At 70.7% G+C, this 19,773-nt stretch carries 21 protein-coding genes; 12 read left to right on the top strand and 9 right to left on the bottom strand.

Features of this window, described 5'->3' with window-relative positions; translation table 11 throughout:
• Positions 1-16 precede the first annotated feature (16 nt).
• The 4 genes from nhaA to BMZ82_RS41690 all read left to right on the top strand — a co-directional run bounded on the left by nhaA (position 17) and on the right by BMZ82_RS41690 (position 3,373).
• On the top strand, positions 17-1,501 hold the full coding sequence (gene nhaA / locus BMZ82_RS10805; RefSeq protein WP_093774217.1) for a Na+/H+ antiporter NhaA: 1,485 nt from the start codon (positions 17-19) through the stop codon (positions 1,499-1,501).
• Between the two features lie 126 nt (positions 1,502-1,627).
• A complete protein-coding gene (locus BMZ82_RS10800) occupies positions 1,628-2,116 on the top strand; it encodes a phage holin family protein (RefSeq protein ID WP_093774215.1) in 489 nt (162 codons plus the stop codon).
• The gene (locus BMZ82_RS10795) at positions 2,113-3,063 is read left to right on the top strand and encodes an alpha/beta fold hydrolase (protein ID WP_093774213.1); all 951 of its coding nucleotides are present in this window, start codon (positions 2,113-2,115) and stop codon (positions 3,061-3,063) included. The genes BMZ82_RS10800 and BMZ82_RS10795 overlap by 4 nt, the downstream gene beginning before the upstream one ends.
• 127 nt (positions 3,064-3,190) lie before the next feature.
• Positions 3,191-3,373, top strand: a complete 183-nt coding sequence (locus BMZ82_RS41690) for a hypothetical protein (RefSeq protein ID WP_093774212.1) — start codon at positions 3,191-3,193, stop codon at positions 3,371-3,373.
• Between the two features lie 33 nt (positions 3,374-3,406).
• Here the strand turns inward: BMZ82_RS41690 and BMZ82_RS10785 are convergent, their stop codons facing one another.
• From BMZ82_RS10785 to nth, 3 genes are all read right to left on the bottom strand, one after another.
• Positions 3,407-4,606, bottom strand: coding sequence for a MarP family serine protease (locus BMZ82_RS10785; protein WP_093774303.1), 1,200 nt, complete (start codon positions 4,604-4,606; stop codon positions 3,407-3,409).
• A 13-nt stretch (positions 4,607-4,619) separates the two neighbouring features.
• On the bottom strand, positions 4,620-5,282 hold the full coding sequence (locus tag BMZ82_RS10780) for an NUDIX hydrolase (RefSeq protein WP_371271184.1): 663 nt from the start codon (positions 5,280-5,282) through the stop codon (positions 4,620-4,622).
• 298 nt (positions 5,283-5,580) lie between these two features.
• Positions 5,581-6,432, bottom strand: coding sequence for an endonuclease III (nth, locus tag BMZ82_RS10775; RefSeq protein ID WP_256251848.1), 852 nt, complete (start codon positions 6,430-6,432; stop codon positions 5,581-5,583).
• 329 nt (positions 6,433-6,761) lie between these two features.
• On the opposite strand from nth, the gene BMZ82_RS10770 reads away from it, so the two are divergent.
• The 3 genes from BMZ82_RS10770 (at position 6,762) to BMZ82_RS10760 (ending at position 8,834) form a co-directional block, all read left to right on the top strand.
• Positions 6,762-7,436 (top strand): Crp/Fnr family transcriptional regulator, encoded by a 675-nt coding sequence (locus tag BMZ82_RS10770; protein WP_020129286.1) that lies wholly within the window; start codon positions 6,762-6,764, stop codon positions 7,434-7,436.
• Positions 7,437-7,562: 126 nt separating this feature from the next.
• Positions 7,563-8,396: a nucleotidyltransferase domain-containing protein gene (locus tag BMZ82_RS10765; protein ID WP_093774206.1), complete on the top strand. Its 834-nt coding sequence runs from the start codon at positions 7,563-7,565 to the stop codon at positions 8,394-8,396.
• On the top strand, positions 8,397-8,834 hold the full coding sequence (locus BMZ82_RS10760; protein WP_256251847.1) for a hypothetical protein: 438 nt from the start codon (positions 8,397-8,399) through the stop codon (positions 8,832-8,834).
• Here the strand turns inward: BMZ82_RS10760 and BMZ82_RS10755 are convergent.
• From BMZ82_RS10755 to BMZ82_RS10740, 4 genes are all read right to left on the bottom strand, one after another.
• The gene (locus BMZ82_RS10755) at positions 8,827-9,657 is read right to left on the bottom strand and encodes an MBL fold metallo-hydrolase (RefSeq protein WP_093774204.1); all 831 of its coding nucleotides are present in this window, start codon (positions 9,655-9,657) and stop codon (positions 8,827-8,829) included. The two genes, BMZ82_RS10760 and BMZ82_RS10755, sit on opposite strands and share 8 nt — an antisense overlap.
• On the bottom strand, positions 9,654-10,535 hold the full coding sequence (locus tag BMZ82_RS10750; RefSeq protein ID WP_093774202.1) for an NUDIX hydrolase: 882 nt from the start codon (positions 10,533-10,535) through the stop codon (positions 9,654-9,656). The genes BMZ82_RS10755 and BMZ82_RS10750 overlap by 4 nt, the downstream gene beginning before the upstream one ends.
• A 105-nt stretch (positions 10,536-10,640) precedes the next feature.
• Complete coding sequence (locus tag BMZ82_RS10745; protein WP_093774200.1) at positions 10,641-11,105, bottom strand: RidA family protein; 465 nt, start codon at positions 11,103-11,105, stop codon at positions 10,641-10,643.
• Complete coding sequence (locus tag BMZ82_RS10740) at positions 11,102-11,260, bottom strand: Sp36 family protein (RefSeq protein WP_020129281.1); 159 nt, start codon at positions 11,258-11,260, stop codon at positions 11,102-11,104. Before BMZ82_RS10740 ends, BMZ82_RS10745 begins: the two co-directional genes overlap by 4 nt.
• Before the next feature lie 130 nt (positions 11,261-11,390).
• Between BMZ82_RS10740 and BMZ82_RS10735 the strand changes: the two genes are divergently transcribed.
• Together BMZ82_RS10735 and BMZ82_RS10730 are read left to right on the top strand one after the other, a co-directional pair.
• Complete coding sequence (locus BMZ82_RS10735) at positions 11,391-12,368, top strand: ATPase BagA (RefSeq protein WP_093774198.1); 978 nt, start codon at positions 11,391-11,393, stop codon at positions 12,366-12,368.
• The gene (locus BMZ82_RS10730) at positions 12,365-13,903 is read left to right on the top strand and encodes an ATPase BagB (protein WP_256251846.1); all 1,539 of its coding nucleotides are present in this window, start codon (positions 12,365-12,367) and stop codon (positions 13,901-13,903) included. Before BMZ82_RS10735 ends, BMZ82_RS10730 begins: the two co-directional genes overlap by 4 nt.
• Before the next feature lie 31 nt (positions 13,904-13,934).
• Here the strand turns inward: BMZ82_RS10730 and wblA are convergent, their stop codons facing one another.
• On the bottom strand, positions 13,935-14,273 hold the full coding sequence (gene wblA / locus BMZ82_RS10725) for a transcriptional regulator WblA (RefSeq protein ID WP_177244448.1): 339 nt from the start codon (positions 14,271-14,273) through the stop codon (positions 13,935-13,937).
• A gap of 407 nt (positions 14,274-14,680) precedes the next feature.
• Here wblA and BMZ82_RS10715 point away from each other — a divergent pair, with 407 nt between their 5' ends.
• Positions 14,681-16,966: a transglycosylase domain-containing protein gene (locus BMZ82_RS10715; RefSeq protein ID WP_093774192.1), complete on the top strand. Its 2,286-nt coding sequence runs from the start codon at positions 14,681-14,683 to the stop codon at positions 16,964-16,966.
• A gap of 273 nt (positions 16,967-17,239) precedes the next feature.
• Here the strand turns inward: BMZ82_RS10715 and BMZ82_RS10710 are convergent, their stop codons facing one another.
• On the bottom strand, positions 17,240-17,704 hold the full coding sequence (locus tag BMZ82_RS10710) for a GatB/YqeY domain-containing protein (protein ID WP_093774190.1): 465 nt from the start codon (positions 17,702-17,704) through the stop codon (positions 17,240-17,242).
• 168 nt (positions 17,705-17,872) lie between these two features.
• On the opposite strand from BMZ82_RS10710, the gene BMZ82_RS10705 reads away from it, so the two are divergent.
• Positions 17,873-18,805, top strand: a complete 933-nt coding sequence (locus BMZ82_RS10705; RefSeq protein ID WP_093774188.1) for a metallophosphoesterase — start codon at positions 17,873-17,875, stop codon at positions 18,803-18,805.
• A 164-nt stretch (positions 18,806-18,969) separates the two neighbouring features.
• On the top strand, positions 18,970-19,755 hold the full coding sequence (locus BMZ82_RS10700; RefSeq protein WP_093774186.1) for a Pr6Pr family membrane protein: 786 nt from the start codon (positions 18,970-18,972) through the stop codon (positions 19,753-19,755).
• Positions 19,756-19,773 lie beyond the last annotated feature (18 nt).

Here is a 19,773-nt window from a genome sequence, read left to right as displayed (position 1 = left end):
ACCGGAGGTCCCCACCGTGCCCGCGCCCCGCACCCCGACTCCCGCCTCGGCCCCCGCCCCGCACCCCCGCAAGGTCCTCGGACGGCTGTCCCTGCCCGAGCGGAACTTCGTCGCGGACGCGCTGCGCACCGAGACCGTCGGCGGTGTGCTGCTGCTCGTGGCCGCCGTCGCCGCGCTGGTCTGGGCGAACGTCCCGGCGCTGCACGACAGTTACGAGAGCGTCAGCCACTTCCACCTCGGGCCCGCGGCCCTCGGCCTGAACCTCTCGGTCGCGCACTGGGCGGCCGACGGCCTCCTCGCGGTCTTCTTCTTCGTCGCCGGCATCGAGCTCAAGCGCGAGCTGGTCGCCGGTGACCTCAAGGACCGCAGGGCCGCCGCGCTGCCGGTGGTGGCCGCGCTGTGCGGGATGGCCGTACCGGCGCTCGTGTACACGCTCACCAACCTCACCGGCGGCGGCTCCCTCGCGGGTTGGGCCGTGCCCACGGCCACCGACATCGCGTTCGCGCTCGCCGTGCTCGCCGTCATCGGCACGTCGCTGCCGAGCGCGCTGCGCGCCTTCCTGCTCACCCTCGCCGTCGTCGACGACCTGTTCGCGATCCTGATCATCGCGGTCTTCTTCACCGGCGGCATCGACTTCGTGGCGCTGGGCGGCGCGGTCGTCGCACTCGTCGTCTTCTGGCTGCTGCTGCGCAAGGGCGTGCGCGGCTGGTACGTGTACGTGCCGCTCGCGCTGGTGATCTGGGCGCTGATGTACAACAGCGGCGTCCACGCCACGATCGCCGGTGTCGCGATGGGCCTGATGCTGCGCTGCACGACGCGCGAGGGCGAGGAGCGCTCCCCGGGCGAGCGGATCGAGCACCTCGTCCGGCCGCTCTCCGCCGGTCTCGCGGTGCCGCTGTTCGCCCTGTTCAGCGCCGGTGTGACGGTCTCGGGCGGGGTGCTCGGGGACGTGTTCGCGCGGCCGGAGACGCTGGGCATCGTGCTGGGTCTCGTCGTCGGCAAGACGATCGGCATCTTCGGCGGGACCTGGCTGACCGTCCGCTTCACCCGGGCCTCGCTCAGCGAGGACCTCGCCTGGCCGGACGTGTTCGCCGTCGCGTCCCTCGCCGGCATCGGGTTCACCGTCTCGCTGCTGATCGGGGAGCTCGCCTTCGAGGGCGACGCCGCCCTCACCGACGAGGCCAAGGCCGCCGTCCTGCTGGGCTCGCTGATCGCGGCGACCCTGGCGACGGTCCTACTGAAGCTGCGCAACGCCCGGTACCGCCGGATGTGGGAGGCCGAGGAGCGAGACGACGACCTCGACGGCGTCCCGGACGTCTACGAGCAGGACGACCCGGCGTACCACCTGCGGATGGCGGAGATCCTCGACCGCAAGGCCGCCGAGCACCGCCGGATCGCCGCGGAGATCTCCCGGGACGCCGCCCAGGACGAGGCCGACGCGCGCCACGGGCTTGCCGAAGTGCCGGGCGGGGCGGGCGAGGAGGGCGACGGTCCGGCATGATCTGACGGGACGGTACAAAAGGAAGCCAGAAGCAGCACCGCAGCCGGAAACACGCGGCACCGCGCACGGCGGCACCTACAGCGGCACGTACGGCAACACAGACAGCAGCAGGAGAGGGAGAACGCGATGAGCGCACCCGACGGCAGCCCGGTCGGCGCCGAACGCAGCATCGGCCGGCTGTTCGCCTCGGCGACGACCGAATTGTCGGCGCTGGTGCACGACGAGATCGCGCTGGCGAAGGCGCAGCTCAAGCAGGACGTCAAGCGGGGCCTGCTGAGCGGCGGGGCGTTCTCGGTGGCCGGCGCGGTCCTGGTGTTCTCCCTTCCGATGCTGAACTTCGCGCTGGCGTACGGCATCCGGACCTGGAGCGACTGGAACCTCGCGCTCTGCTTCCTGCTGTCGTTCGCGGCGAACGTGCTCCTCGCGATCGCCCTCGGGCTGATCGGCGTGTTCTTCGCGAAGAAGGCCAAGAAGAGCCAGGGCCCGCAGATGGTGGCCGCGTCCGTGAAGGAGACGGCGGGCGTCCTGCAGAACGCCAAGCCGCACCCGCGGCCCGACCTCCCGCAGGATCGGGCCCCGGAGGCCCTCGAGGCTGTGGGACGCTCGTCGTCATGACGGACCCCGCGATTCCTCCGGCCCAGCCCGCCTCGGTCGTACGGCCGGACGCCGTCTGCGGCGTGCCGGTCACCCACCGCGAGGTCGCCGCGAACGGCGCGCGGTTCCACATCGCCGAGATGGGCGACGGCCCGCTGGTCATGCTCGTCCACGGGTTCCCGCAGTTCTGGTGGACCTGGCGGCACCAGTTGGTCGCGCTGGCCGACGCGGGCTTCCGGGCCGTCGCGATGGACCTGCGGGGCGTGGGCGGCAGCGACCGTACGCCCCGCGGCTACGATCCGGCCAACCTCGCCCTCGACATCACCGGCGTGATCCGCTCCCTCGGCGAGCCGGACGCCGCGCTGGTCGGCCATGACCTGGGCGGTTATCTGGCGTGGACGGCGGCCGTGATGCGGCCCAAGCTGGTGCGGCGGCTCGCCGTCTCCTCGATGCCGCATCCGCGGCGCTGGCGCTCGGCGATGCTCGCCGACGTCCGGCAGACGACCGCGAGTTCCCACATCTGGGGGTTCCAGCGGCCGTGGATCCCCGAGCGGCAGCTCACCGCCGACGACGGCGAACTCGTGGGCCGGCTGCTGCGGGACTGGTCCGGGCCGCTGCTGCCGGAGGACGACGCGGTGGAGACGTACCGGCGCGCGATGTGCATCCCGTCCACCGCGCACTGCGCCGTGGAGCCGTACCGCTGGCTGGTGCGCTCGCTGGCCCGTCCGGACGGCATCCAGTTCTACCGGCGCATGAAGCGGCCCGTGCGCGTGCCCACGCTGCATCTGCACGGCTCACTCGATCCGGTGCTGCGCACCCGCAGCGCGGCCGGCTCCGGCGAGTACGTCGAAGCCCCGTACCGCTGGCGGCTGTTCGACGGCCTCGGCCACTTCCCGCACGAAGAGGACTCGGTCGCGTTCTCCACAGAACTGGTCAATTGGCTGAAGGATCCCGAACCCGATCGGTGACCGAAGCGCATCGCCCGGTGTCCGAATCTGAACACCTGTACTACGAACAGCCAAATGCCCGACGCATAGGCCAATTGGCGGGCCGGAGGGCGGTTATCGACCTTCGGGCAGGGGCAGACGTCGGGGTATGGGCTGGACGCACGACTACAGTGACGCACCGCGCAACCGCCGCTCGGCCAGTGGCCTGAGCCCGCACCAACGGGGTGCCGACCCACAACTGCCGGATTCCGACCTCCGGGTGGGCATTCCGCGCATCCTGCGACGCCGGGCCCGCTGGGTCTCGGTCCGCCTGCGTCACCCACGAGGCTGACGCCCCGAGCCCCTTAGGGGTCCCGGGGCCGTCCTAGAGGGCGCAACTGTCGCTGTCCACCTGCTGGCCTGCCGTACGTCCCGCGGTGATGTCCTGCTGGATCTCGTCCACGGTGAGGGCGTAGCCGGTTTCGGCGTCGTCGAGGGACTTCGCGAAGACCACGCCGTACACCTTGCCGTCGGGGGTGAGCAGCGGGCCTCCGGAGTTGCCCTGACGGACGGTCGCGTACAGCGAGTACACGTCACGGCGGACGGTCGTGCGGTGGTAGATGTCCGGGCCGTTGGCCGTGATGCGGCCGCGTACGCGCGCGGCACGGACGTCGTACGACCCGTTCTCCGGGAACCCGGCGACGATCGCGCCGTCGCTGCTGCGCGCGTCCTCGGTGCTGAACCGCAGCGCGGGCGCGTCGAGATCCGGTACGTCCAGGACGGCGATGTCGCGCTTCCAGTCGTACAGGACGACCGTGGCGTCGTACTTGCGGCCCTCGCCGCCTATCTGGACGGTGGGCTCGTCGACGCCGCCCACGACGTGCGCGTTGGTCATGACGCGGCGCTCGCCGAAGACGAAGCCGGTGCCCTCCAGGACCTTGCCGCAACTCTCGGCGGTGCCCATGACCTTGACGATGGAGCGCTGCGCGCGCTTGGCAACCGCGCTGCCCGCGAGGGCCGGGTCGGGCGGCTGGACGTCGGTGATCGGCTCGTTGGAGAACGGGCTGAAGACCTGCGGGAAGCCGTTCTGCGCGAGGACGGAGGAGAAGTCGGCGAACCAGGTGTCGGCCTGGTCGGGCAGCGCCTCGGACACCCCGTGCAGCACCGTGGAGCTACGGACCTCCTTGCCGAGGGTCGGCAGGGTGGTGCCGGCGAGCGCGGACCCGATCAGCCAGGCCACCAGCAGCATCGCCACGACGTTGACCAGCGCGCCGCCCGTCGCGTCCAGCGCGCGGGCCGGGGACCAGGTGATGTACCGGCGCAGCTTGTTGCCGAGGTGGGTGGTGAGGGCCTGGCCGATCGAGGCGCAGACGATCACGACGATGACCGCGACGACGGCGGCCGTGGTACTCACCTCGGAGTTGTCGGTCAGGGCGTCCCAGATCACGGGCAGCAGGTAGACGGCGACGAGGCCGCCGCCCAGGAAGCCGATCACCGACAGGATGCCGACGACGAACCCCTGGCGGTAGCCGACGACCGCGAACCATACGGCCGCGACCAGCAACAGGATGTCCAGCACATTCACGAGCGACACCCTGTCATGACCGCCAGTCGAGCGGGACCTGCTTCTCGCGGTCCCAGGGCTGCTCCCAGCCCGCGAAGTGCAGCAATCGGTCGATGACACCGGCCGTGAACCCCCACACAAGGGCGGATTCGACCAGGAATGCCGGGCCGCGGTAGCCGCTGGGGTGCAGGGCCGTGGCCCGGTTGTCCGGATTTGTGAGATCCGCCACGGGGACCGTGAAGACGCGGGCCGTCTCGCCGGGATCGACGACGCCCACCGGGCTCGGCTCGCGCCACCAGCCCAGGACCGGGGTGACGACGAAGCCGCTGACCGGGATGTACAGCTTGGGCAGGACGCCGAAGAGCTGGACGCCGGACGGATCGAGGCCGGTCTCCTCCTCGGCCTCGCGCAGCGCGGCCCGCAGCGGCCCGTCACCGTGCGGGTCGCCGTCCGCCGGGTCGAGGGCGCCGCCGGGGAAGGAGGGCTGGCCCGCGTGGGAGCGCAGGGAGCCGGCGCGCTCCATGAGCAGCAGCTCGGGGCCGTGCCCGCCGGCGCCGAACAGGATCAGGACGGCCGACTGGCGGCCCGTGCCGTTCTCCGGGGGCAGGAAGCGGCTGAGCTGGCGCGGCTGGACCGTCCGGGCCGCGTGCACGACCGGGTCCAGCCAGCCGGGCAGCCCCTCCTGGCTGACCGTCACCGGACCGGGCTGGACATCGCCCCTTACATTGCCCCGGACATCACCCCGGGTGCCGCCTTGAGTACTGCCCTGAGTACCGCCCTGGGTGCCACTCTCGGTATCGCTATCGCTCTGGGTATTGCTCGCACGCGTCATCGCCCCACCACCCCCCGTTCTGCCAAGTCCAACTCCCGAGCACCGACAGATCGTTCCGCGAATCGTGTGGCGGATCGTCCGGCGGATCGCTCTGTGGTTCGTCGCGCCGATCGCTCTGCGGCTCGTCGCGTGGGCCGGTCCGTGGTCGCCGTCGGCCCTTGCGTCATCCGGCCCCCAGCGGCGGCGCCGGCCTGCCGCCCGCGTCCAGGTAGGACTGGGGCGGGTTCAGGCGCTGGCCCGGGAAGCCGCCCTTCTCGTACTTCAGGAGCTTCTTCGCCTTCTCCGGATCCGTCTCGCCCTCGCCGTACGCCGGGCAGAGCGGGGCGATGGGGCAGGCGCCGCAGGCGGGCTTGCGGGCGTGGCAGATGCGGCGGCCGTGGAAGATCACATGGTGCGAGAGCATCGTCCACTCGCTCTTGGGGAAGAGCGCGCCGATCGCGGTCTCGATCTTGTCGGGCTCGGTCGCCTCGGTCCACTTCCAGCGCCGCACGAGCCGCTGGAAGTGCGTGTCGACGGTGATCCCGGGTCGGCCGAACGCGTTCCCCAACACCACGAAGGCCGTCTTGCGGCCGACGCCGGGCAGCTTGACCAGGTCCTCGAGCCGCCCGGGGACCTCGCCGCCGAACTCCTCCACCAGGGCCTTGGAGAGGCCTATCACCGACCTCGTCTTGGCCCGGAAGAAGCCCGTGGGGCGGAGGATCTCCTCGACCTCCTCCGGGTCGGCGGCGGCCAGGTCCTCGGGGGTGGGGTACTTGGCGAAGAGGCCGGGGGTCGTCTGGTTCACCCGGAGGTCGGTGGTCTGGGCGGACAGGACCGTGGCGACGACCAGTTGGAAGGGGTTCTCGAAGTCCAGCTCGGGGTGGGCGTACGGGTAGATCTCGGCGAGTTCGCGGTTGATGCGGCGGGCGCGGCGGACGAGGGCGGTACGGGACTCGGGCTTGCCCACCTCGGACTTCGCCGCCTCGGCCTTCCCCACCTCGGGCTTCCCCGTCCCGGCCGGTTTCTTCGCAGGCATCTCTTTTGTCACCTTTGCCGTTTTCCTACCACCGCCGGAGTCCTGTTCGCCCACAGCGGAAACGCGACGTACAACCACCCGCCCAGCCCCCTGGGCCTGAGCTCTCACCGGCGATTTGGACACCCGACCAGCCTAAAGCCCGGCACTGACATCCGCCCCGGACCCTGAAGATCAGCCCCCAATTGGACCCCTGCCGCTTACCTCGGGACACGTGTGCGGCATCCTTGTGACAGATCACACTGTTTGGACCGTCCGGCAAAATGGGGAACACGGTCCCCTGGTAAGCGGGGGAGCAAGATCCCCTGAGCAGGTCGACAAGGAGAGAACTCGTGGACGACGTCCTGCGGCGCAACCCGCTCTTCGCGGCACTCGACGACGAGCAGGCCGCCGAACTGCGCGCCTCCATGAGCGAGGTGACCCTGGCCCGTGGCGACTCCCTGTTCCACGAGGGCGACCCGGGCGACCGGCTCTACGTCGTCACCGAGGGCAAGGTCAAGCTCCACCGCACGTCCCCGGACGGCCGGGAGAACATGCTGGCCGTGGTGGGCCCCAGCGAGCTGATCGGCGAGCTGTCGCTCTTCGACCCGGGCCCGCGTACGGCGACGGCGACGGCCCTCACCGAGGTCAAGCTCCTGGGCCTCGGCCACGGCGACCTCCAGCCCTGGCTGAACGCCCGGCCCGAGGTGGCCACCGCGCTGCTGCGCGCCGTCGCCCGGCGCCTGCGCAAGACCAACGACGCCATGTCCGACCTGGTCTTCTCGGACGTCCCGGGCCGCGTGGCCCGCGCCCTGCTGGACCTCTCGCGCCGCTTCGGCGTGCAGTCCGAGGAAGGCATCCACGTCGTCCACGACCTGACGCAGGAGGAGCTGGCCCAGCTCGTCGGCGCGTCGCGCGAGACCGTGAACAAGGCGCTGGCGGACTTCGCCCAGCGCGGGTGGCTCCGCCTGGAGGCGCGGGCGGTCATCCTGCTGGACGTGGAGCGACTGGCCAAGCGGTCGCGCTAGCCGCTGGGGGAGCCGTTACGGGGTTGAGGTTGGTCGGTGTGACCGTTACTGGGGGCTGTCGCCCCCAGGCCCCCGCTATCGGCCCTGAAGGGGCCTCGTCCGCAAACGCCGGACGGGCTGGTTGTCGTGACCGGCGGTGAACATGTTCGCCGCCAAGGGCTCGATGCGCAGGGTTGCATCGTCCGCGAAGGCTCTCTCGCGCGCGTGCCGCTTGCGTTTCGGCCCGTCGTCGCGGCTGCCCGGGAGCGGATCCCGAAGTGCTTCGGCGGTCGGCTGCACAGCGCGTACCTCTACGGGTCGATCCCGCGCGGCACCGCGCGCGTGGGGCGCAGCGACCTGGACCTCCTGGTCGTCCTGCGCGCGGAGCCGACCGACGCGGACCGGGCCGACGGGCGGGCGCTCGACCGGGCCCTCGACGAGGAGTTCGCGCAGATCGACGGCGGTGGGACGCTGCTCGTCGGCCACGCGCGCGTGCTGAGCGAGTTGGAGCGGTACGACCTGGGGTGGTTCGTGGCCTGCCTGTGCACGCCCCTGCTCGGGGAGGACCTCGCCGAGCACCTCCCCCGCTACCGTCCCGACTCGCTGCTCGCGCGCGAGACCAACGGCGACCTCGCCCTGCTCCTACCGCGCTGGCGCGCGCGGATCGCGGCGGCGACCGACGCGGACGACGCCCTGCGGCCACTCGTCCGGTTCATGTCCCGACACCTCGTACGCACCGCGTTCACCCTCGTCATGCCCCGCTGGAACGGCTGGACGAGCGACCTGCACGAGATGGCGGAGGCGTTCGGCGCGTACTACCCGCAGCGCGCGGAGCAGCTCCGTACGGCCGCCGTCCTCGGGTACGAGCCGACCGGCGACCGCGCCGTCCTCGCGTCCTACGTCGACGATCTCGGCCCCTGGCTCACACGGGAGTACGCGCGCGTGCACGGCGTGAAGGCCCCCAGACCCGAGGACGGCTAGATGTCCCGCGACGACGACGCACCGGGCCGCCCGTGGTTCGAGGTCGAGGACCCCGAGGAGTACGGCGAGGAGCCCTGGGACTTCGACGAGGCCGAACTCGCCTTCCTCGCCGCCCTGCGCGCCCGAGCCGCCGCCTGGCGGGTGCCGTGGGCTCCCAGCCAGGTCGGACGGCCCGAGGACGACTCGTCGCTGCTCGTCCATGTCTGCCGTCTCGACGAGGAGCGCCGGCTGCTGCTCGGCGAGTGGGCCGTGCACTTCCACGGCACCCACGCGCGGGCGGGGAAGGTCCGTGACCAGCTCTTCAACCTCGACGAGTCGCCCGAGCGCGGCTTCTTCCAGGCATCCGGCACGGTCGAGGAGCTCGCCGAGCGCTGCGCCGACTGGTTCGAGAGCGTGTTGAGCCGCCCCCTCGACGCGCCCTGGACACGCCCTAGATGAGCCCGTGCTCCGTCAGGTACTCGAGTTGGGCGCGTACCGACAGTTCCGCCGCCGGCCACAGGGAGCGGTCGACGTCGGCGTAGACGTGGGCGACGACCTCGGCGGGGGTGCGGAGGCCGTCCTCGACGGCCGTCTCGACCTGGGCGAGGCGGTGGGCGCGGTGGGCGAGGTAGAACTCGACGGCGCCCTGGGCGTCCTCCAGGACGGGTCCGTGGCCCGGGAGCACCGTGTGGACGCCGTCGTCGACCGTGAGGGACCTCAGGCGTCGCAGGGAGTCCAGATAGTCGCCCAGGCGGCCGTCCGGATGCGCGACGACGGTCGTACCGCGTCCCAGGATGGTGTCGCCGGTCAGGACGGCCCGGTCGGCCGGGAGGTGGAAGCAGAGCGAGTCGGCGGTGTGGCCGGGCGTCACGACGATCCGCAGCTCCAGGCCGCCCACGGTGATCACGTCCCCGGCGCCCAGGCCCTCCTCGCCCAGCCGCAGCGCCGGGTCCAGGGCCCGTACCTTCGTGCCGGTCAGCCCGGCGAAGCGGGCGGCGCCCTCGGCATGGTCGGGGTGGCCGTGGGTCAGCAGGGTCAGGGCGACGCGCTTGCCGGCCTGTTCGGCGGTGTCGACGACCGCGCGGAGGTGGCCGTCGTCCAGTGGGCCGGGGTCGATCACGACCGCCAGCTCGGAGTCGGGCTCGGAGACGATCCAGGTGTTCGTGCCGTCCAGGGTCATCGCGGAGGCGTTCGGCGCGAGGACGTTGACCGCGCGCGTGGTGGCCCGGCCGGAGAGGACCCCGCCGCGCGGCTGACCGGGGAGGGCGGCTGCGTCGGTCATGCGGTCCCCCCGCCCGTCGTCCCGATCGGGATGTGCTTGGTGAACTCGTCGTGTCCCGGCCAGGACAGGACGACCTCGTCGCCGTCCAGGCGGGCCTGCGCGAGGACGGGGGCCAGGTCCTGGCCGGGGGCCGCGGCGAGCGCCTCGGCGGCCGTGGCGTGCGGGGCGAGCCTGCGCAGGGTCGCGATGGTCGGCGGCATCATCAGCAGCTCGCCCTTGTCGTACGAGGCCGCCGCGTCCGAGGGGCGGATCCACACCGTGCGGTCGGCCTCCGTGGAGGCGTTGCGGGTGCGCTGGCCCGCGGGGAGCGCGGCCACGAAGAACCAGGTGTCGTAGCGGCGGGGCTCGAACTCCGGGGTGATCCAGCGCGTCCAAGCGCCGAGGAGGTCGGAGCGCAGGACCAGGCCGCGGCGGTCGAGGAACTCCGCGAAGGACAGGTCGCGGGCGGCCACCGCGGCCCGGTCGGCCTCCCAGTCCGCGCCCGTGGTGTCGCCGACGACGGAGTCGGGCGTCGGTCCGGCGAGCAGGACGCCGGCCTCCTCGTAGGTCTCGCGCACCGCCGCGCAGACGATCGCCTGGGCCGCCGTCTCGTCGACGCCGAGCCGCTCGGCCCACCACGCGCGCGTGGGGCCCGCCCAGCGGACGTGCAGGTCGTCGTCTCGGGGGTCGACGCCGCCGCCGGGATAGGCGTACGCGCCTCCGGCGAAGGCCATGGAGGCGCGTCTGCGCAGCATGTGGACGACGGGTCCGCCGTCGTCGGTGTCCTTCAGGAGCATGACCGTGGCCGCGCGCTTGGGAACGACCGGAACGAGGGTGCCGTCCGTGAGCGCGCGGATACGTTCCGGCCAGTCCTGGGGAAACCACTGCCCATTCGCCATGGGCGCGAGGCTATCCCGTGGTGCGCGAATGTTCGAGAGGTTCCCGAGGTCAGAGCGTGCCTATGAGGTGCCGACAAAGCGCCTATAGGACGTCCGCAGCAGCGCCTACGGGACGATCTCGACCTGGATCTCGACCTCCACGGGCGCGTCCAGCGGCAGGACCGCGACACCCACCGCACTGCGCGCGTGCACGCCCTTGTCGCCCAGCACCTCGCCCAGCAGCTCGCTCGCGCCGTTGAGGACGGCGGGCTGGCCGGTGAAGTCCGAGGCCGACGCCACGAAGCCGACGACCTTCACCACGCGCGCGATGCGGTCCAGGTCGCCGACGACCGACTTGACGGCGGCCAGGGCGTTCAGCGCGCAGGTTCGGGCCAGCTCCTTGGCCTCCTCGGGGGTGACCTCCGCGCCGACCTTGCCGGTGACCGGCAGCTTGCCCTCCACCATGGGCAACTGGCCGGCCGTGTACACGTACGGGCCGGACTGCACGGCGGGCTGGTACGCCGCGAGGGGCGGCACGACCGCCGGCAGGGTCAGGCCCAGCTCGGCGAGCCTCGCCTCGACCGCGCTCACGCCTTCGCCCGCTTCAGGTAGGCGACGAGCTGCTCCGGGTTGTTCGGCCCGGGCACGACCTGGACGAGCTCCCAGCCGTCCTCGCCCCAGGTGTCCAGAATCTGCTTCGTGGCGTGGACGAGCAGCGGCACGGTTGCGTATTCCCACTTGGTCATGGGCCGACTGTATCCGCTGTTGACCAAGGCCCTGGTCCACAGGCCATGTGGCCGATTGACGACCCCCGGGCGCCCTGGTTATCCACAGCCTCCCGGTTGCCTCGGGCGCCGACTGGTTACGCTCGAAGACGTGAGCAGGCTCCAGGTCGTCAGCGGCAAGGGCGGGACCGGTAAGACGACGGTCGCCGCCGCCCTCGCGCTTGCCCTCGCCACGGCGGGGAAGCGGACGCTTCTCGTCGAGGTGGAGGGCAGGCAGGGCATCGCGCAGGTCTTCGAGACGGAGGCGTTGCCTTATGAGGAACGGAAGATCGCCGTCGCCCCCGGGGGCGGTGAGGTGTACGCACTGGCCATCGATCCCGAACTGGCCCTTCTGGACTACCTCCAGATGTTCTACAAGCTGGGGGGCGCCGGACGGGCCCTGAAGAAGCTCGGCGCCATCGACTTCGCCACCACCGTCGCCCCGGGTCTGCGGGACGTGCTCCTCACCGGCAAGGCGTGCGAGGCGGTCCGGCGCAAGGACCGCAACGGGCGGTTCGTGTACGACTACGTCGTCATGGACGCCCCGCCCACGGGCCGCGTCACCCGCTTTCTGAACGTCAACGACGAGGTCGCCGGGCTGGCCAGGATCGGCCCGATACACAATCAGGCGCAGGCGGTGATGCGCGTGCTGAAGTCGGCGGAGACGGCCGTGCACATGGTGACGCTGCTCGAGGAGATGCCGGTCCAGGAGACCGCCGACGGCATCGCCGAACTGCGGGCGGCGAAGCTGCCGGTGGGGCGGGTCATCGTCAACATGGTGCGGCCCGAGGTGCTGGACGAGGACGGGCTGGAACTCGTACGGACCGTGGCGCGTTCTTCTGTTGCCCGGTCGTTGTCCGCGGCCGGGCTCGGCGGGGCGCGGCGCGGCGGGCACGCGGAGCGGCTGGTGGATCCGCTCCTGAAGCAGGCCGGGGAGTACGCGGAGCGGTACGCGCTGGAGCGCGAGCAGCGCGCGGTCCTGGGCGAGCTGGACCTGCCGTTGCACGAACTGCCGTTGCTCGCCGAGGGCATGGACCTCGCGGGCCTGTACCAGCTCGCCACCGAACTGCGGAAGCAGGGGATCGCATGAGTCCGGACCAGGCTCACGGCAAGGGAACCACGGCCCACGACAAGGACCCGGACGAGCAGGACGAGGGCAGCGGCCCAGGCAAGGTCCAGGACAGGAGCAGCGGCAAGAGCCGTGGCCAGGGGGGCGCCCGTCACCGCCTCTCCCCCGCGCCCGTGCTCGACCTCGATCCGCTGCTCGACGACCCGACGACCCGCATCGTCGTCTGCTGCGGCTCGGGCGGCGTCGGCAAGACGACCACGGCGGCGGCGCTGGGGCTCAGGGCGGCCGAGCGCGGCCGCAAGGTGGTGGTGCTCACCATCGACCCGGCGCGCCGGCTCGCGCAGTCCATGGGCATCGACTCGCTCGACAACACCCCGCGCCGCGTCAAAGGCGTCGAGGGGGATGGCGAGTTGCACGCGATGATGCTCGACATGAAGCGCACCTTCGACGAGATCGTCGAGGCGCACGCGGACCCCGACCGGGCATCCTCGATCCTGGGCAACCCGTTCTACCAGTCGCTCTCGGCGGGCTTCGCGGGCACGCAGGAGTACATGGCGATGGAGAAGCTGGGTCAACTGCGCGCGCGGGACGCGTGGGACCTGATCGTCGTCGACACCCCGCCCTCGCGCTCGGCGCTGGACTTCCTGGACGCGCCGAAGCGCCTCGGGTCGTTCCTGGACGGCAAGTTGATCCGCGTCCTGCTCGCGCCCGCCAAGGTCGGCGGCCGCGCGGGGATGAAGTTCCTGAACGTCGGCATGTCGATGATGACCGGCGCGCTCGGCAAGCTGCTCGGCGGGCAACTGCTGAAGGACGTGCAGACGTTCGTGGCGGCGATGGACTCGATGTTCGGCGGCTTCCGCACGCGCGCGGACGCCACGTACAAGCTGCTCCAGGCGCCCGGTACGGCGTTCCTGGTGGTGGCGGCTCCCGAGCGGGACGCGCTGCGGGAGGCCGCGTACTTCGTGGAGCGGCTGGCCGCCGAGGACATGCCGCTGGCCGGTCTGGTGCTCAACCGCGTCCACGGCAGCGGCGCCGCCCACCTGTCCGCCGAGCGGGCCCTCGCCGCTGCGGAGAACCTCGACGCCGAACACGCAGAGCATGCGGAGCACTTCGGGCCCACCGAACGCGCCGGGCATGCCGGGCACGCCGAAAATCTTGAAGAGCCCGGCATTGTCGATCAGGACGGTGGGAAAGCTGGACTTCGTAACTCTCCCGACACGTACGGCAGTTCAGACCCGCACGGCAGTCCAGAATCTCCGGTCACCGATCCGGCGGCTCCGGCACCCGATACCGACACCGCCGCCGACCGGTCCGTGGACGACCTCACCGCAAGCCTGTTGAGGCTGCACGCGGAACGCATGCACCTGCTCTCGCGTGAGCAGCGCACGCGTGACCGCTTCACCTCGCTCCACCCCGAGGTGGCGGTCGCCGAAGTGGCCGCACTGCCCGGTGATGTGCACGACCTGACGGGGCTGCGGGACATCGGAAACAGGCTCGCGGCCAACCGGCCGGAGCTACCCGAGCCGCCCGAGTCCCCCGACGCGCCTGACGCCTGACGCCTGGCCAGAGGCTGTTGCAGGGTGTTGCTCAGCCCACCGCCGCGTAGTGCTCGTAGATCTCGTCGTCGTCGAGCGGCAGGATGCCCACGCCGCGCTCGTACTCCGAACGCGCTGTCTCCAGGAGCCGACGCCACGAGGTCACCGTGGGCCGCCTGCGCAGCAGTGCGCGGCGCTCGCGCTCCGTCATGCCTCCCCACACGCCGAACTCGACGCGGTTGTCCAGCGCGTCGGCCAGGCATTCGGTGCGTACCGGGCACCCGGTGCACACCGCCTTGGCCCTGTTCTGCGCTGCTCCCTGAACAAACAGTTCATCCGGATCGGTAGTGCGGCAGGCGGCCTGCGCACTCCAGTCGGTTACCCAGCCCATACCGGCGCCGTCCTCTCCCGAATCGAGGCTCCCCCACGGCGGCAGCGGCATATTCACCGCCGCCAGTTGAGGACGTTACGGAAGGTGGGCACAGCGCAACACCCCCTTCGGGCCCAATCTTGAATGGCCCGAACGGACTATGGGTAAGCGGCAGATCACCCGGGGGAGTGAGCCTGCGACATACGGCACTATCCCGACAAAAGGGGTAGTTCACTTGAGTCACAACGGACGCCGGGTGACACACAAGGCGGATTCGGACACGCACCCACCAAAAAAGTTGGGGAACTTCCGGAACGATTCGGGGTCGCCGGACGTATTGATACGTAGCCCTGCTGCTGTGACAGTTGAGAGCAGCTTAGGCCAAGGCATTGACGCGTGTCCGGCGAATCAGAACGTAGGCTGCCCCCATGCCAAAAAAGCGCTCGGGCGGTGGTCTGTCCCCAACCCAGCAGGCCGCCAAGTTCCTCGGTGTCAGTGTTCTCGCGGGAGCGGTGCTGGCCGGTATCGCCCTACCCGCGTTCGGCGCGCTGGGCCTGGCCGCCAAGGGGTCGGTGGAGTCGTTCGACGAACTCCCGGCCAACCTGAAGACACCGCCGCTGAGCCAGCGCACCACGATCCTCGACGCCGAGGGCGGCCAGATCGCCACGGTCTACTCCCGTGACCGCACGGTCGTCGACCTGAAGAACATCTCGCCGTACATGCAGAAGGCGATCGTCGCGATCGAGGACTCGCGCTTCTATGTGCACGGGGCGATCGACCTGAAGGGCGTCCTGCGCGCGCTCAACAAGAACGTGCAGAGCAGCGGCGTCTCCCAGGGCGCTTCGACGCTCACCCAGCAGTACGTGAAGAACGTCTTCGTGGAGGAGGCCGGCGACGACCCGACGAAGGTCGCCCAGGCCACCCAGCAGACCATCGGCCGCAAGATCAAGGAGCTGAAGTACGCGATCCAGGTGGAGGAGGAGCTCGGCAAGAAGAAGATCCTCGAGAACTACCTGAACATCACGTTCTTCGGTCAGCAGGCCTACGGCGTGGAGGCCGCCTCCCAGCGCTACTTCTCCACGCACGCCAAGGACCTCACCCTCCCGCAGGCCGCGCTGCTGGCCGGCATCGTCCAGTCGCCCAGCCGCTACGACCCCGTCAACGACGAGGCCGAGGCCGTCAAGCGCCGTAACACCGTGCTGAAGCGCATGGCCGAGGTCGGCGACATCTCGGAGGCCGAGGCCGCCACGGCGCAGCAGGCCCCGCTGGGCCTGAAGGTCACCCAGCCGAAGAACGGCTGCATCACGGCCGTCCAGGGCGCCAGCTTCTTCTGCAAGTACGTCGAGCGGGTCTTCCTCAGCGACCCGGTCTTCGGCAAGACCAAGGAGCAGCGGGCGAAGGTCTGGAACCAGGGCGGTCTGACGATCCGGACGACGCTGGAGCCGCAGTCGCAGAAGTCCGTCCAGGACTCGCTCAAGGACCACGTCTACAAGTCGGACAAGGTCGCCGCGGCCGCCACGCTCGTCGAGCCCGGCACCGGCAAGATCGTCGGCATGGGCCAGTCGAAGCCGTACGGCTACGGCAAGAACGAGACCGAGTACAACTACTCGGTCAACGCCTCCATGGGCGGCTCGAACTACGGCTTCCCGACCGGTTCGACCTTCAAGCCGTTCGTGGCGGCGGCGGCTCTCGAGGAGGGCCGCCCGGCGAACCAGTCCTACTCGGCGCCGTACCAGATGTCGTACCCGGCCTCGGTCCAGACGTGCAGCAGCAAGCCGTGGACCAACCAGGGCAACGACACGCTGGAGAACGAGAGCGAGTCGGAGAAGGGGCCGTACCAGCTCAAGAAGGCCATGGAGCTGTCGGTCAACACCTACTTCGTGCAGATGCTCGCCGACATCGGCATGTGCCCCGTGGTGAAGATGACCGACAAGCTGGGCGTGGTCCAGGGCAACGGCGACAAGGTGCCCGAGGTGCCCTCGTCGATGACCCTCGGCTCCACCGGCCTCTCCCCCCTGACGATGGCCACCGCGTACGCGGCCTTCGCCAGCCGGGGCATGTACTGCACGCCGATCGCCATCGAGTCGATCACCCAGATCGTGGGCGGCGCGAAGAAGTCGCTGGAGGTGCCCAAGTCGACCTGCTCGCGCGCGATGAGCGAGAAGACCGCGGACACCATCAACACGCTGCTCAGCGGAGTGACCGACTCCGGTACGGGCCGGCAGGCCGGTCTCTCCGGCCGCGACAACGCCGGTAAGACCGGTACGACGGACTCCCGCAAGAACGCCTGGTTCGTCGGCTACACGCCGAACCTCGCGGGCGCCGTCTGGGTCGGCAGCGCCACCCAGAAGGTCGAGATGACCGACATCACCATCGGCGGCGTCTACCACGCGCAGGTCTACGGCGGCGACACCCCCGGCCCGATCTGGCGCGACGCCATGACCGGCGCGCTGGAGGGCAAGGAAGCGGCGGAGTTCAACCTCGTCGACATCCCCAACCCGCCGGCGGCCAAGACCCCGGGCAACGGAAACGGGAACGGCAACAACACCACCGGCGGCAACGACAACGGCGGCACCGGCGACAACAACGACGACGGCTTCATCGGCGGCCTCCTCACCAACGGCGCGACCGACGGCGGCAACAACGCCAACAGCGGCGGCACCTTCTTCCAGGGCCAGACCAACGGAAACGGCAACGGAGGCAGGCGCGGCTGATTTCGCCGGCCGGCATCTGGAGCTGGAGTAGGAGTAGGAGTAGGAGTAGGAGTAGGAGTAGGAGTAGGAGTAGGAACACAGCGAACGGCCCCTGCTTCTCGCAGTACGGAGAGTCTTCCCGTACGGAGAGGCAGGGGCCGTTCGCCGTGCAAGGACCGGTGTGCGCGGACCGGCGTGCATGGGCCGGCGTGCATGGGCCGGCGTGCATGGGCCGGCGTGCATGGGCCGGCGTGCATGGGCCGGCGTGCGAGGACCTATATGCGGGCGGCTGGGTCAGCCCGCGAGCAGCTTCTTGACGACGGCGGCGACGCGGCCGCCCTCCGCCAGACCGGCCACCTTCGGGTTCACGATCTTCATGACGGCACCCATGGCCCGCGGCCCCTCGGCGCCGGCCGCCTTCGCCTCCTGGACGGCCTGGCCGACGATGTCGTCCAGCTCCTCGTCGCTGAGCTGCTTGGGGAGGTACGTGGCGAGCAGCTCGCCCTCCGCCTTCTCCCGCTCGGCGCTCTCGGCGCGACCACCCTGCGCGAAGGCGTCGGCCGCCTCGCGGCGCTTCTTCGCCTCCTTGGTGATCACCTTGAGCACCTCGTCGTCGGACAGCTCGCGCTTCGACGTGCCCGCGACCTCCTCCTTGGTGATCGCGGTGAGCGTCAGCCGGAGCGTCGAGGAGCGCAGCTCGTCACGCCCCCTGATCGCGGCGTTGAGGTCTTCCTGCAGCTTCGACTTGAGGGTGGTCATGGGTTTGATTGTCGCAGGTGTGGACGGCCGGACGCCCGTTCATTTAGGGGAGGACGAGGGAAGCACGCCGAAAGTCCCGTAGGGGAACGGCACTTAGGGGGAAGACCAGGGAAGACCCTGAGGGGCGGTGCGGGTGGAACCGTCGGCGGCGTCTGACACGATGGACGTATGCGCGCGCGATACGGAGTACCACTGTCCATGGCGGCGGCCGGCGCCGCCGGTCTGGTGTACGCGGCGGGTTTCGAGGCCCGCTCCTTCCGCCTCCGACGGGTGACGGTCCCCGTCCTCCCCGCCGGAATGCGCCCCCTGCGCGTGTTGCAGGTCTCCGACATCCACATGGTCGGCGGCCAGCGCAAGAAGCAGCGCTGGCTGCGCTCACTGGCCGGCCTGCGCCCCGACTTCGTGATCAACACGGGCGACAACCTGTCCGACCCGGAGGGCGTCCCCGAGGTCCTGGACGCCCTCGGGCCGCTGATGGAGTTCCCGGGCGCGTACGTCTTCGGCTCGAACGACTACTACGGCCCGAAGCTGCGCAACCCCGCCCGCTACCTCTTCGAGAAGGCCCAGGGCCGCCACGGTCTGAACGGCAACGCGCCCGCCGTCGGCGTGATCCACAACCCGTGGGAGGACCTGCGCGACGGCTTCGACGCGTCGGGCTGGCTCAACCTGACGAACACCCGGGGCGTGCTGAAGGTCGAGGGCGTCTCGGTGGAGCTGACGGGACTGGACGACCCGCACATCAAGCGCGACCGCTACGCACGGGTGGCCGGCGGCCCGTCGGCGTCGTCCGACTTCTCGATGGGCGTGGTGCACGCGCCGTACCTGCGCGTCCTGGACTCCTACACGGCCGACGACTACCCCCTGATCCTGGCCGGCCACACCCACGGCGGCCAGCTCTGCATCCCCTTCTACGGTGCCCTGGTCACCAACTGCGACCTGGACACGGACCGCGTGAAGGGCCTGTCGACACACACGGCACAGGGCCGTACGTCCTACCTCCACGTCTCAGCAGGCTGCGGCACGAACCGCTACACCCCGGTGAGGTTCGCATGCCCACCGGAGGTGACGTTGCTGACGTTGGTCGAGAAGGAGCAGCGGTAGGGGTGGGGGCGGCGAGGACGGGGAGCGGAGCCCGCGAAAGACGATCGTCCGGTAGGTAGCTAGAAAACAGGCAGGCAGGTCGGCTGTTCCGTTCCGATCCGTTCCGATCCCCCGAACGGCTCACCCGCATCGCCCCTTCCCGCCCCCCTGCCTAGCGTGAGGGCATGACCGCGCCGATACCCAGGGACCTCCCGGATCTGCCCGCGATTCCGCGGACCCACGCGCTCCTGCTCTCCTCCGTCCCCGCCTCGGCGGTGGTGGCCCCCGTTCGCCGCCCCCTGACCGCCGTCCTCCGCCTGCTGCCGGCCGGCACGGCGGCCGCGGGCGTGACGCTCGCGCTCCTGCTCGGCAGCCCACTGCGGGTCCTCAGCCACTTCGCGATCCAGAGCAACATCCTGCTGGCCCTGGTCACGCTGCTGTCGGCCCGTCGCGCGTGGACGGCCCGCCGCCCTCTCCCCGCCGCCCTGACCGGCGCCGCGCTGCTCTACATCATGATCACCGGCCTGGTCTACCACCTGCTCCTGGCGGACGCGGCCGTCCCCTTCTCCCTGACCGGCACGGGGACCGCCCCCACCGGCTGGAACCTGGTCGCCGTGCACCTCGTCCACACCGTGACACCGGTGGCCGCCGTCCTGGACTGGCTGCTGCTGACCGCCCCGGGCGGACTACGCCTGCGCCGGGCCGCCACGTGGATGGTCTACCCCTTGGCCTACCTGGCGTTCTCCCTCACCCGCGCCCAACTGATCCACCCCGGCACACCGGGCCGCTACCTCTACCCCTTCTTCGACATCGAGGCCCACGGCTACAAGCACGCCCTGGCCAACGCCCTCCTCCTCGGCCTCGCCTTCTACGCCCTCGCAGTCCTCCTCGTGGCCATCGACCACGCCCGCCCGAATCCCCTGCGCCACCGCGCCAAAACCGGATTTCGTCTCCAGCCACCAGTGGGCTAAAGTAAACGACGTCGCCGC

This window comes from Streptomyces sp. yr375 (genome assembly GCF_900110755.1).
GTDB lineage: Bacteria > Actinomycetota > Actinomycetes > Streptomycetales > Streptomycetaceae > Streptomyces.
The sequence above is the reverse complement of the archived record's forward strand: the minus strand, read 5'-3'. Positions and strand labels throughout refer to the sequence as shown.